We start from the raw sequence: 12303 nt of genomic DNA, 5'->3' as shown, positions 1-12303 counted from the left end.
CGGCGCCGCGCCGGCGCGTCTTCGTCCCGCTCGGCGCCGATGCCGCCGCGGCACGCGCGCTGCGCGCGCAGGGCGTCGCCACGCTGGCGCAGCTCTCCGCGGCCGACACGCCTGCCAGCCTGCGCTGCACGCACATCCTCGACGCGGCCGGCGCGCTGCGTCCGGTGAAGGAGTAACGCCACATGGCGAATGTCGCCGTCATCGGGGCCCAGTGGGGCGACGAGGGCAAGGGCAAGGTGGTGGACTGGCTGGCCAGCCGCGCCGACGTGGTGGTGCGCTTCCAGGGTGGCCACAATGCCGGCCACACGCTGGTGGTCGGCAACCAGACCTACAAGCTGTCGCTGCTGCCGAGCGGGGTGGTGCGCGGCAAGCTAGGCGTGATCGGCAACGGCGTGGTGCTGGACCCCGAGCACCTGCTGGTGGAGATCGCCAAGGTCACGGAGCAGGGCCTGAAGGTCGGGCCGGAGAACCTGCGCATCGCGGAGAACGTGCCGCTGATCCTTCCCCTGCACCCCGCGCTGGACAAGGCGCGGGAGACGGCGCGCGGCGAGAACAAGATCGGCACCACCGGCCGCGGCATCGGCCCGGCCTACGAGGACAAGGTGGCGCGCCGCGCGATCCGGTTGTGCGACCTGGCGGAGCCCGAGGTGCTGTCGCGCAAGCTGGACGAGCTGCTGCTGCACCACAACACGCTGCTGAAGGGCCTCGGCGCGCCGACCTTCGAGAAGCAGGCGCTGCTGGATCGCCTGCTGGAGCTGGCGCCGAAGCTGCTGCCCTTCGCCGAGCCGGTGTGGGAGCGGCTGGAGGCGGCGCATCACGAGGGCAAGCGCGTGCTGTTCGAGGGCGCGCAGGCCGTGATGCTGGACGTGGACCACGGCACCTATCCCTATGTCACCTCGTCCAACACCGTCGCGGGCAATGCGGCGGCGGGCGCGGGCGTCGGGCCCGGGCGCATCGGCTACGTGCTCGGCATCGCCAAGGCCTACACCACGCGCGTCGGCAGCGGGCCCTTCCCGACGGAGCTGCACGACGACACCGGCCGGCTGCTGGGCGAGCGCGGGCGGGAGTTCGGCACCGTCACGGGCCGGCCGCGCCGCTGCGGCTGGTTCGACGCCGCGATGGTGCGCCAGGCCGTGAAGGTGGGCGGCGTGGACGGGCTGGTGCTGACCAAGCTCGACGTGCTGGACGGGCTGCCGATGCTGAAGATCTGCACCGGCTACCGGATCGGCGGCGAGGTGGTGAAGCGCCTGCCGGCCTCGATCGCCGCGCAGGAGGCGGCCGAGCCGGTCTTCGAGGAGATCCCGGGCTGGCCCGGCTCCACCAAGGGCGCGCGCAGCTATGCGGAGCTGCCGGCCGAGGCGGTGAAGTATATCCGCCGGATCGAGGAGCTGGTGGAGGCGCCGGTGGTGCTGCTGAGCACGAGCCCCGAGCGCGACGACACCATCGTGCTGCGCGACCCGTTCGCGGGATGATGCCGACTGCGTCGGCATCATCCCGCCTTCTTGTGCCCTCGAGCGCCGGGCGGCCGCTCCGCGGCCTTGGCTCGCCGCACTGGCGGCGGCGCCCATTCGGGCGCTCAGCCGGCTTCGCCGACTGCCACCTCCGACTCTTGCGATGAGGAAGCGATGACGATGACGAGCCAGCGCGACGAGTTCCACAACCTGGACGACCTGACGCAGGGCCTGGCGCGGGAGCTCGCGCCGGGCGTCACCACGCGCATCTTCCCGGGCGAGCACGCGATGCTCTCCGTCGTCACCATCGCGCCGGGTGCGATGGGCACGCTGCACGACCACCCGGAGGAGCAGTGGGGCGTGCTGCTGGAGGGCAGCGCGGTGCGCATCCAGGGCGGCGAGGAGATCGAGGTCCGCAAGGGCGATTTCTGGCGCACGCCGGGCGGCGTGCCGCACACCATGCGCGCGGGCCCTGAAGGCTGCCGCGTGCTCGACATCTTCGCGCCCCCGCGCGAGGCCTATCGCAAGGCCGGCAAGGGATTCGGCTGAGGCCGGCGCCTCACGCGAGGGAGGGGGCGAAGCCGCCGACGCATTCGAAATTGCCGCCGCCCTCGCGGAACAGGCGCATGCAGAGCTCGGCGGGCGAGATGCGGCACTGGTCGATGCCGAGCAGCCATTCGCAGCCCTGGCCGCCGGCCGAGAGCTTCGACATCTCGTGCGCCGCCCAGAGATACACGAAGGTCACGAAGTGCGAGCAGAAGAAGTTGGCGCGGTGGGTCATGCCCCACTCGCTCTCTTCGCCGCGCAGCTTGGCCAGCTCCTCGCGGATGTGCTGGTCGCTCATCGACGGGCCCTTGTAGCCGAAGATCGTGCGGATCGCGAGCTTGCGCAGGCCATAGGACGCCGTCTTCGAAGTCGCTGCGAAGGACTTCACCGTCAGTGCCTTGCGCCAGGCGCGGCGCGCCAGCTCCCGGTTGCGGCTGCGGATGACGAGGTAGGAATTGCCGGCGCGCGAGGGATCCCGCGTGGAGCTGTTCACCACGCCGGCTCCCTTGAACTTCATGATGTCGAGGATGCCGGAGCCCTCGTCGAATTCGAAGATCTCGTCCGGCCCCATCACCAGCGCGGCGTGGGAGAAGCGCGTCGGATCGATGCCATAGGTGGCCTCGAACTCGCTCAGGCCGTGGCGCTTGATGGTGCCCTCGAAGGCCTGGCCCAGGCCGATCGCATTGCTGATGAAGCTTCCGGCCGGGATGTATTTCAGCAGGATGTCGGCCTCCTGCAGCTGGCTGGCGCGTAGCAGCTTCGTGGTGAACATCGGCTCTCCCGGCGCGGTGGGCGTTGCGCCAAGATAACGATGGCTTCCGCGCGTCGTCACGGGGGAAAGCGGCACCGCGCCGCGTTGGCGACCATGCGGCGCGATGGCATGCTGGCGCCATGACGTCCCTGACGATCCGCGACTGCCGCGAGGCCGACATCCCGGCCATCGCGGCGATCTATGGCCATTGGGTCGCGACGGGCCTGGCCAGTTTCGAGCTGGAGCCGCCCGCCCCGGCGGAGTTGGCGCGGCGCCGCGACGCGGTGCTCGCGGCCGGCTTTCCGTACATCGTGGCGGAGGGCGAGGGCGGGCGCGTGCTGGGCTATGCCTATGCCTCGCACTGGCGCACGCGGCCGGCCTATCGCTTCGCCTGCGAGAACTCGGTCTATGTCGACAAGGATGCGAAGGGCGGCGGCGTGGGCCGGGCGCTGCTGGAGGCGCTGGTGGCGCGCTGCACGGCGCAGGGCCTGCGGCTGATGGTCGCGGTCATCGGCGATTCCGGCAATGCGCCCTCGATCGGGCTGCACCGGGCCTGCGGCTTCGAGATGGTGGGCATACTGCCGGCCGTCGGCTGGAAGCACGAGCGCTGGGTGGACAGCGTGCTGATGCAGCGCGCGCTCGGTGAGGGGGCGCGCACGCCGCCGCGCGGCTGACTGCACGCTTTATCGCTTTGCCGCTTTACCGCTTTGGCGCGGAGGGGCGTCGCACGCTTCGGACAAATTCCCCGGGACCATCCGGTGGACGGGATGCGGTCGGATTCACGGGGTCAAAGAGCGGCGGTGTTGTATAAGACCGAATTCCTAACGTAGCGAGGCCGCCCGCATCTGTCCAGCCGGATTGCGGCCGCGCTGGGCAGCGGCGCGGCCGGCATGCCGCGGCGCGGGGCAGGCCGCCCGGAAGGCCGCCCCGGTGCCCGCAGGATCGGTCTTGCCGCGGCCGCCCGGGGCGGGCCACATCGGCGCCATGCCCGAGAGCCCGCACCGCCCGCACGACATCGCCGCGCTGAAGGCCGCCCTGCCGGGCCTGGCGCTGATCGAGGACCGCGCCCTGGTGCGCCAGCGCTCGCGCGACTTCTTCTGGTTCAGCCCGATCCTGGACCGCCAGCTGCGCAGCAAGGCCGCCGACGTCGTCGCGATCCCGCGCGACGAGGCGGAGGTGATCGCGCTGGCCGGCGCCTGCGCGCGGCTGCGCATCCCCGTCACGCTGCACGGCGCCGGCACTGGCACCTACGGCCAGGGCGTGCCGGAACAGGGCGGCGTGCTGCTGGACATGACCGCTCTGGACAAGGTGGTCTTCGCCAATCCTGTGAAGGGCCTGCGCGCGCAGGCGGGCATCCGCATGATGGCCGCGGAGGAAGCCGCGCTGGCGGTGGGGGCGGAGCTGCGCATCCACCCCTCCACCAAGCGGATGGCAACCCTCGGCGGCTTCTTCTGCGGCGGCTCCGGCGGCATCGGCAGCCTGCTCTGGGGCGGGCTGCGGGAGCCCGGCAACATGCAGGGCGCGCGCGTGGTCACGCTGGAGGAGACGCCCCGCGTGCTGGAGCTGCGCGACGCCGACTGCAACCTGGTGAACCGCACCTATGGCAGCACGGGCATCGTGACGGAGGTGGAGGTGCCGCTGGCGCCGCATCGCGACTGGCGCGACGCCGTGGTCGCTTTCGCGGACTTCATGGATTGCGCGCGCGCGGGCGATGCGCTGGCGCGCAGCGGGCTCGGCGCGAAGTTCTGCGACGTGCTGGAGGACACCGCGGCGATCGGCCTGCCGCTGGCGCTCGGGCAGCACGCGGTGCCGGCCGGCGCGCATATCCTGATCGCCATGCTGCCGGCCGAGGCGGAGGCTGCCTTCGCCGCGCTGATGGCCGCGCATCGGGGCCGCGTGACGCTGTGGGCCGGCAGCCGCGCGCGGGAAGCCGACCCCGAGGCGACGCCGGTGTACGAATGCGCCTGGGGGCACACCACGCTGCACGCGCGCAAGGTCGATCGCAGCGTGACCTACATCCAGATGCTCAACGTGCCCGGCCGGCTGCTGGACTGCGTGGAATGGTCCTGGCGGCATTTCGGCGGGCGGGAGATGCCGATCCACCTCTGCTTCATCCTCTACGAGGGCGAGGTGGCGGCGAACGGCACGCATCTGCTGCGCCTGCCCGCGGAGGACGCGGCCGCGCGCGCCAGGCTGGACGAGATCATCGCCGCGCATGAGGCGGCCGGCATCCCCGTGGCGAACCCGCATGTCAGCACGGTGGAGGATGGCAGCCGGCACAAGCGCGTGCCGGGTGACCAGCTGGGCTTCAAGGCCGAGGTGGACCCGCACGGTCTGCTGAACCCCGGCAAGATGGCGTCCTACGTGCCGGTGCGGCCCTAGCGAAGCGGGAGGGACGAGCGCCCCTCCCGCTCGCGGCGCTACGCCGCTTCGGCCAGCAGCGCCTTCACGTCCAGCCGGCGCGTGACCATGGCGAGGTTGCCGGCGGCGTCGCGCGGCCAGTCCTCCGCCGGGCGGTCGCGATACAACTCCACCCCGTTGCCGTCGGGGTCGCGGAGGTAGAGCGCTTCCGACACGCCGTGGTCGGAGGCGCCTTCCAGCGGATACCCGGCCTGGACCAGGCGCTTCAGCGCCTGCGCGAGGCTGGCGCGGTCGGGGTAGAGCAGCGCGACGTGGAACAGGCCGGTGGTGCCGAAGGGCGGCGGGCTGCCGCCGGCGCTTTCCCAGGTGTTGAGCGCGATGTGGTGGTGGTAGCCGTCGGCGGAGAGGAAGACCGCCTGGCTGCCCATGCGCTGCTGCTCCTCCAGCCCGATCACGTCACGCCAGAAGGCCAGCGCGCGGTCCAGGTCGGCCACCTTGAGGTGGACGTGGCCGATTCGCAGGCCCGTGGGCGCGGTGGCGCGCGGCGGGGCTTGGCGCGGGGCGTCGAGGGTGGCGGACATGGCGTTGGCTCCTTGCGTCTGCCGGCAAGATGGCGGGGCAGGGAGCGCGCTTCCAATGGAACCGGACGGGGTGGGGTTATTGGCGGGGTGAATGGAGGCGGGTGGGGAGTGGTGGTGCGCGGGTGATGACAGGGTGGTCGGGCCCCCACCCCGACCCTCCCCCGCATGGCGGGGGAGGGAGAAGAGGGCGGGGGAAGGCTTATCCGACCGCGAGCCTGCGCTCGACGATCTGGGTCTTCATGCTCTTCTGCAGCTTCTCGAAGGCGCGGACCTCGATCTGGCGGACGCGCTCGCGGCTGATGTTGTACTGCTGCGAGAGCTCCTCGAGCGTCGTCGGCTCGTCCTTCAGGCGGCGCTCGATCAGGATGTGGCGCTCGCGGTCGTTCAGCGTCTTGAGCGCCTCGCCCAGCAGCTGGCGGCGGTTGGACATGTCCTGCCGCTCGGCCAGCTCGGTTTCCTGGCTCTCGCTGTCGTCCACCAGCCAGTCCTGCCACTCGCCCTCGCTGTCGGCGCGGACGGGGGCGTTCAGGCTGTTGTCCGGCGAGGCGAGGCGCCGGTTCATGCTGATCACGTCCTGCTCGGGGACCTGCAGCGCCTTGGCGATCTTCTCGACCTGCTCGGGCTTGAGGTCGCCTTCCTCCAGCGCGCTCATCTGGCCCTTGAGGCGGCGCAGGTTGAAGAACAGCTTCTTCTGCGCGGCGGTCGTGCCCATCTTCACGAGCGACCAGCTGTGCAGGATGTATTCCTGGATGGCGGCGCGGATCCACCACATGGCGTAGGTGGCCAGGCGAAAGCCGCGGTCCGGGTCGAACCGCTTCACCGCCTGCATCATGCCGACATTGCCTTCGGAGATCAGCTCACCGACCGGCAGCCCGTAGCCGCGGTAGCCCATGGCGATCTTCGCGACGAGTCGCAGATGCGACGTGACCAGCTTGTGGGCGGCCTGCTCGTCGCCTTCGTCCTTCCACCGCTTGGAGAGCTGGTACTCTTCCTCGGCGGTGAGCATCGGGAACTTCCGAATTTCCTGGAGGTAGCGAGCGAGGTTGCCCTCCGGGGCCATCGGAATGGACATGCTGGAAGCCATAAGGGCATCTGCCTCCTGCGCCGCCCTTCACCCCCCGTGACGGCGGGGTCAGGTGCGGCCTTCGTGGTCCGCCAACGCCTTCCGGGCCCTCCCCGGCTCCGCTCCCCCCGGTCACGACGGGGAGAGGATGGTCGGGGGCATCTTGTCCGCGGGACCGTTGCGGTCCCGGGCAGGCAGGGTGCAAGCGGCACCCTTCCAGCGTGGTTGGCATTCGTATAGCGCAATTGAAGGGGGAGGTCCAGAAAAACCGACCTGCAAGGTCGGTTTACGTCCTGTAACCTTTGGTCACATGCCCGGCGTCACCGGCCGGGCACCGTGGCCTCCAGCCTGGCCAGAAGGGCGGCCATGTCGGGCGGGGGCGGGGCGCGGAAGGACAGCGCCTGGCCGGTGACGGGATGGCGGAATCCGAGGCTCTCGGCATGCAGGGCCTGCCGCGGGAAGGCCAGCAGCGCGTCGCGCAGTCCCTCCGGCAGCAGCCGCGCCGCGGCCGGGGTGCGGCGCAGATAGACCGGGTCGCCGACGATCGGATGGCCGATATGGGCCAGGTGAACGCGGATTTGATGGGTGCGCCCGGTGGCCAGCCGGCAGCGCAGCAGGCTGGCGGCCGCGCCGTAGCCGCGCTCCAGCCGCCAGCTTGTCAGCGCCGGCTTGCCGCCCCGGGCAACCACCGCCATGCGCTTGCGGTCGGTGGGGTGGCGGCCGATCGGCGCCTCGACCTGCCCCGCGCTGGCGGCGGGCAGTCCCCAGGCCAGGGCCAGGTATTCCCGGTCCAGGTCGCGGCTGGCGAAGGCGGCGGAGAGCGCGGTGTGCGCGCGCTCCGTCTTCGCCACGACCATGACGCCGGAGGTGTCCTTGTCGAGGCGGTGGACGATCCCCGGCCGCGCCTCTCCGCCGATGCCGGACAGTTCCTCCCCGGCATGGGCCAGCACGGCATTGACCAGCGTGCCGTCCTGGTTGCCCGGCGCGGGGTGCACAACAAGCCCAGCCGGCTTGTCGATCACGATCAGGTCGCGATCCTCGAACAGGATGGCCAGCGGGATCGCCTGCGGCGTGGGCGCGGCGGCGACGGCGGGCGGGATGCGGATGGCGTAGCGGGCCCCGGCGCGCACCGATTCGGCCGGGTCGGTCAGCGTCGCGCCGTCGCGGCTGGCGAGGCCGGCTTCGATCAGCGCCTTGACCCGGGACCGCGAAAGGCCCTCAAGGGCGCCGGCGAGGAAACGGTCGGCGCGGGTGCCGGCCGCCTCGGGCGGCGCGACGGCCTCGCGCAGCTCGGCCTCGGGCATGGATCCGGCGGGGGGTGGGGTGGCGGCGCTCAAGTGGCTTGTCGGGGTGATGGGGGTGTTGATCGTGCTCGGCACCGTGGGCCTGGCGGTGGCGATCGTCCAGCGGGTCGGGGGTGGCGACGAGTCCGCCTCGCTCGGCCAGCGGCATCTCGGCCAGCCGGCCGGGACGCGGATCCTGGGCGTGGCGCCGAGCGAGGGCCGCCTGGCGGTGCTGGTGGCGCGGCCGGACGGGGAACGGGTGCTGCTGGTCGATCCGCGGCGCGGCCGCGTGCTGGGCGAGTTGCGGGCGGCGGAGTGAGGCGCGGGCATGGCGCATCGCAAGCCGCATCTGCCGGAGAAGCCGTGCGTGTCCTGCGGGCGGCCTTTCGCCTGGCGGCGAAAATGGGCGCGGGACTGGGAGGCGGTCCGGCACTGTTCTGACGCGTGTCGCACGGGTCGGCGCGACGCGGCGAGGAATAGCCGTCACGCCCGGCTTGATCCCGCGGCCCGCCGGGACTAAACAGCGCGCCTCGCCGCCGGGGCCTGTGCCATCGGCGGAAGGCCTTGGGTCCCATTCGTCTAGAGGCCTAGGACACCGCCCTCTCACGGCGGCAACAGGGGTTCGAATCCCCTATGGGACGCCAGCTTTTTCAAAGCGTTAGTCGGTGGTGGTTGGGCAGGGTCCAATACAGGGTCCAATATTGCTCGTCCGGCGGTGGCCGTTCAGTCCGCCCGCGCCAGGAGCCGCGCCACACCCGCCAGCCACACCTCGTCGTGCCGCTCCATCTGCGCCTCCCATTCGGCCCATAGGCGTTCGTAGGTCTGGCGCCGCATCCATTTCGGCCGGTGGGGCAGTGGCGCGTCAGCGTGGTCGTATTGCCCACCCAGGCGACGATGCAGCCGCGCCAGGCGGGCATGGCTGCGGTCCAGCGCGCTGCCGTTCTGCGAGGCATAGGCAAGCCGATAGGCGCCCGGCCCGCGGCTCAGGAACAGCGTCCCGCCGTTCGGCAGATACAGCTTGGCGCAGCGCCGGCCGGTCGCCGGGCACTGCCACCACCACCGCACGCCGCCGAAGCGGCACGGCGTTGTCAGCAGGTCCACGCGCTGGTTCTGTGGGCCGGTGCGGCGGCTCGCATGATCCACGTCGAATTGCAGCCGGGCGTGCCCCCTGTCGGCCCGCAGGTCGAGCGTGATGCAAACCTCGGCCCATGGCTCTGCCTCGCCACGCCGCGTCCAGAACCAGCGGATCGGGCCGACCTTCGCGGCGTCGCCAGGCGCCATCGGTCGCCAGCCGGGCGCGGCATGGACCGCGCGCATGATCGCGTTCACGTCCAGCACGAGGGACCGGCAGCCCTCCACCGTCGCTCGCCACCCTAATCTTCCTGATCCGAAGCCCCCCAATGATGTCCCCATGCGCGATCTTGGCTCGGGCAAGCGTGCCTTAGCCGCTTTACTCTCTAGGCCAAGACGATACCATTTCGTGACGAAAAGGTTGGGAGCGGGGCGGTCGGGCGATGCGTGCTGTCAAGCGTGGTTTAACAGCCATCCTTGTTGCGCTTGCCTCCTGCGCGACTGCGCAAGCGCAGACCTACGAGATAGGACGCTTCGGCCTGTGGCGAGCCTACGAAGGTCGAAGCAACAACGGCACTCCCGTTTGCGGGATATCCTCAGAAGGCCGAGAGAGATCGCTACACATCAAGTATTTCGAAGGGGCGGCCGGCTTTGACGTCCACGTATTCGACGAGGGCTGGAATATACCAGAAGAAGTTCCTGTTCGTGTAGCATTTGAATTCGGCGGAACCTACCGCTCTGCACCGCTCAATGCGAGAGGGTATCCGCGCAGAGGCAACTTGCCGGCCAATGTGCAAATCGCTTTTTCTGCAAGAGGATCGGAAAATTTCTGGAGCGCATTTCGGCTCGCCAGTGAAGGGAGGCTAGTTTTTCACACTGGCAACGAAGGAAGCTGGCGCATCAATCTGACCGGAAGCAACGCGGCAACAAGTGCGATGTTGGCCTGCATCAATCGTATGGCGGGCGGGAGGCGCCCTTTCGACGGCGCAGCCGTCCGAACGCCGTTTGACACGAACGCCGTAGCGCCACCGCGACCGCTGCAAGGGCAACCGAAGTAGCCGCTTCGGCCGCATCCAGTTAATCCGAAATCGGTTGGCTTACCCTCTTGTTCTCAGGCGCCGTGCGCCGCCCGCCACAGCCCGTCGAGCCATTCAATTTCCTCGCTGGACAACACCAGCTTGCGCGCGCCGAGCAGCCGCGCGCGCAGCCGTTCAAGCCGCTCCCGGTCGGCTGGCGTCGCGCCGGGCTTCTCCGCCGTCCGGCGGGGCTCGAGGAAGGCCGGAGAATAGGAGCCGCGCCGGAGTGACGGGGCCCGACGCACTGCGTCCGACCAGCTCGACGGTGCCGACCCGGGTCTGCCGGTCGCGCTCGCGGTAGCCGTTGCGGTGTGCGGCGAAGCCGATCATCTCCCGAAGGAAGGTGGCGTCGAAGCCCGTCGAACGCCTTTGGTGTTCAACCCAGCATCTCGCGAAGCGCGATCTTGTCGTCGGTCATCGTGGCCGGTCCAAGGTCAGGGGTTGTCGCTCTCAGCAACCCAACCCTACCGAGGATCACCGCGGTGGCCGCCCGGGGCCCTCCGCTCCGCTCAGCCAGGGGCTTCGCTTCGCGCCCCGCACTCCTCTTCTCCTAAACCACCACCCGGGACGCAACCACCGGCGCTCTGACGTCCCGCCGCCAATGCCGTAGCAACCCGATCTGTCGTGCACTACGAATGTCGGACGAAGATCCGATCGGGATGGGGCTTCCAGCAGCCCAACCCTTACCCGAGCCCCTGGGGGCGATCCTTGAGCGTCGAAGCCTTTCACTTCCAGGATTGCGTCCTGCGGCCATCGCTGCGGCAGGTGCTGCGCGGCGGCGTGCCGCTGGCGCTGGGCGCGCGCGCCTACGACCTGCTGCTGCATCTCGTCTCCAATGCCGGCCGCGTCCTCGGCCGCGACGAGGTCATGCTGGCGGTCTGGGGCGATGTGGTCGTCGGCGACAACAACCTGAACGTCCAGGTCGCGACGCTGCGCCAGTTGCTCGGGCGCGATGCCGTGCTCACCATCCCCGGCCGTGGCCTGAGGTTCGGCCATGCCGTGCGCGCCGCTGCAGCCGTCGAGAATGAGCCGGAACCGCCGGACAGGCCGTCCGTGGTGGTCCTGCCCTTCGCCGATCTCGGCGACGACGCAGCCTGGGCCTGGCTCGCGGACTGTATCGTCGAGGATGTCACGACGGAGCTGTCGCGATTCCGAGACCTCTTCGTGGTGGCACGCAATTCCGCCTTCGCCTGGCGCGGCCAGGCGCGGGACGTGCGCGTCGTGGCGAGGGCCCTGGGCGTGCGCTACGTTGTCGAGGGCAGCGTGCGCATTGCCGCCGGACGCCTGCGCGCGACGGCGCAGCTGATCGACGCCACGCTGGGCGGCCATGCCTGGGCAGAGAACTTCGACGGGCAACTCGACGATCCCTTCGCCGTCCAGACGCGCATCGCCGCGGGAATCGTCGCCGCACTGGCGCCGCAGATCGATGGGGCCGAGTCGCTCCGACTGCGTCGCACGCCGCCGGCGGACGTCGGCGCCTACGGCCTCGCGCAGTCCGCATGGGCGGTGATGTCGGCCGGCGAGATGGCCTTCGATACGGCACCGCGCGACCGCGCGGCGGCGCTGGCGCGCGAGGCGCTGACGGCCGACCCGTCCTGTGGCCTGGCGCAGCGGGTGCTGGCGGCCGTCGCCTGGTGGCATGCCTATCACGGCACGACCAAGGACTTCGCCGCCACCGTCGCCGCCGGCCGCGACGCGGCGGATGCGGCGATCGGGCTGGATGCGCAGGACCACCACGCCTGGCGGCAAAAGGGCCTGCTGGCCTTCATGGCGCAGGACCAGGCCGCGGGCCTGGCGGCGCTGCGGCATGCGCATGACCTCAATCCGAACTGCGCGGTCACGTTGGCCTGGCTCAGCCTGAACGAGGCGCTTCACGGCGAGCCTGCGCGCGGCGTGCCGCTCGCGGAGGCCGCGCTGCGCCGCAGCCCGCGTGACCCCGCGCGTAACGAGATGCTTTGCGCGCTGGGTTTCGCGCAGTTCGCCGCGCGCGACTATGTGGGGGCGACGGCCTCGGCGCAGGCGGCGCTGCTCGGCATGGCGAACGCCGCGCCGCCGCTGGTGCTGGCGGCGATCGCGCAGGTCGGCGCGGGCGACCTGGCGGCGGCTTCCGCGACCTTTGC

13 protein-coding genes, 1 tRNA gene and 1 pseudogene are annotated in these 12303 nt (G+C 70.7%); 9 read left to right on the top strand and 6 right to left on the bottom strand.

Annotation, left to right across the window (positions count from 1 at the left end; translation table 11 throughout):
- The first annotated feature begins 182 nt into the window (after positions 1–182).
- Together OZN99_RS15150 and OZN99_RS15145 are read left to right on the top strand one after the other, a co-directional pair.
- A complete protein-coding gene (locus OZN99_RS15150) occupies positions 183–1472 on the top strand; it encodes an adenylosuccinate synthase (protein ID WP_270936083.1) in 1290 nt (429 codons plus the stop codon).
- 153 nt (positions 1473–1625) lie between these two features.
- Complete coding sequence (locus tag OZN99_RS15145; protein WP_270936082.1) at positions 1626–2000, top strand: cupin domain-containing protein; 375 nt, start codon at positions 1626–1628, stop codon at positions 1998–2000.
- A 10-nt stretch (positions 2001–2010) separates the two neighbouring features.
- Here OZN99_RS15145 and OZN99_RS15140 read toward each other — a convergent pair whose 3' ends face one another.
- Complete coding sequence (locus tag OZN99_RS15140) at positions 2011–2769, bottom strand: hypothetical protein (RefSeq protein ID WP_270936081.1); 759 nt, start codon at positions 2767–2769, stop codon at positions 2011–2013.
- Positions 2770–2888: 119 nt separating this feature from the next.
- Here OZN99_RS15140 and OZN99_RS15135 point away from each other — a divergent pair, with 119 nt between their 5' ends.
- Both OZN99_RS15135 and OZN99_RS15130 read left to right on the top strand, forming a co-directional pair.
- Positions 2889–3422: a GNAT family N-acetyltransferase gene (locus tag OZN99_RS15135; RefSeq protein WP_270936080.1), complete on the top strand. Its 534-nt coding sequence runs from the start codon at positions 2889–2891 to the stop codon at positions 3420–3422.
- Between the two features lie 274 nt (positions 3423–3696).
- Positions 3697–5130 carry an FAD-binding oxidoreductase gene (locus tag OZN99_RS15130; protein WP_270936079.1) on the top strand — a complete coding sequence of 478 codons (1434 nt, stop codon included), beginning with the start codon at positions 3697–3699 and terminating at the stop codon, positions 5128–5130.
- Between the two features lie 38 nt (positions 5131–5168).
- Here the strand turns inward: OZN99_RS15130 and OZN99_RS15125 are convergent, their stop codons facing one another.
- The 3 genes from OZN99_RS15125 to OZN99_RS15115 all read right to left on the bottom strand — a co-directional run bounded on the left by OZN99_RS15125 (position 5169) and on the right by OZN99_RS15115 (position 8057).
- Complete coding sequence (locus tag OZN99_RS15125; protein WP_270936078.1) at positions 5169–5690, bottom strand: VOC family protein; 522 nt, start codon at positions 5688–5690, stop codon at positions 5169–5171.
- A gap of 199 nt (positions 5691–5889) precedes the next feature.
- On the bottom strand, positions 5890–6774 hold the full coding sequence (gene rpoH / locus OZN99_RS15120; RefSeq protein ID WP_270936077.1) for an RNA polymerase sigma factor RpoH: 885 nt from the start codon (positions 6772–6774) through the stop codon (positions 5890–5892).
- A gap of 299 nt (positions 6775–7073) precedes the next feature.
- The gene (locus OZN99_RS15115) at positions 7074–8057 is read right to left on the bottom strand and encodes an RluA family pseudouridine synthase (RefSeq protein ID WP_270936076.1); all 984 of its coding nucleotides are present in this window, start codon (positions 8055–8057) and stop codon (positions 7074–7076) included.
- A 19-nt stretch (positions 8058–8076) separates the two neighbouring features.
- On the opposite strand from OZN99_RS15115, the gene OZN99_RS15110 reads away from it, so the two are divergent.
- The 3 genes from OZN99_RS15110 (at position 8077) to OZN99_RS15100 (ending at position 8680) form a co-directional block, all read left to right on the top strand.
- On the top strand, positions 8077–8355 hold the full coding sequence (locus OZN99_RS15110) for a hypothetical protein (protein ID WP_270936074.1): 279 nt from the start codon (positions 8077–8079) through the stop codon (positions 8353–8355).
- Between the two features lie 9 nt (positions 8356–8364).
- Positions 8365–8556 (top strand): DUF2256 domain-containing protein, encoded by a 192-nt coding sequence (locus OZN99_RS15105; protein WP_270936073.1) that lies wholly within the window; start codon positions 8365–8367, stop codon positions 8554–8556.
- Between the two features lie 48 nt (positions 8557–8604).
- Positions 8605–8680 (top strand) — tRNA-Glu (locus OZN99_RS15100).
- A gap of 79 nt (positions 8681–8759) precedes the next feature.
- Here the strand turns inward: OZN99_RS15100 and OZN99_RS15095 are convergent.
- Positions 8760–9395: a hypothetical protein gene (locus OZN99_RS15095; protein ID WP_270936072.1), complete on the bottom strand. Its 636-nt coding sequence runs from the start codon at positions 9393–9395 to the stop codon at positions 8760–8762.
- Positions 9396–9550: 155 nt separating this feature from the next.
- On the opposite strand from OZN99_RS15095, the gene OZN99_RS15090 reads away from it, so the two are divergent.
- Positions 9551–10165, top strand: a complete 615-nt coding sequence (locus OZN99_RS15090; protein WP_270936071.1) for a hypothetical protein — start codon at positions 9551–9553, stop codon at positions 10163–10165.
- Positions 10166–10353: 188 nt separating this feature from the next.
- On the opposite strand, the pseudogene OZN99_RS15085 reads toward OZN99_RS15090, so the two are convergent.
- Positions 10354–10571 (bottom strand): annotated as a pseudogene (locus tag OZN99_RS15085) (transposase); the annotation flags it as partial.
- 320 nt (positions 10572–10891) lie between these two features.
- On the opposite strand from OZN99_RS15085, the gene OZN99_RS15080 reads away from it, so the two are divergent.
- Positions 10892–12303: winged helix-turn-helix domain-containing protein (locus OZN99_RS15080; RefSeq protein ID WP_270936070.1), on the top strand; the 1412-nt coding region annotated here is incomplete at its 3' end.

Source organism: Falsiroseomonas oryzae (genome assembly GCF_027856955.1).
Lineage (GTDB): Bacteria > Pseudomonadota > Alphaproteobacteria > Acetobacterales > Acetobacteraceae > Falsiroseomonas > Falsiroseomonas oryzae.
Note: the sequence above shows the minus strand (reverse complement) of the source record. Positions and strands in the feature narration are given on the sequence as shown.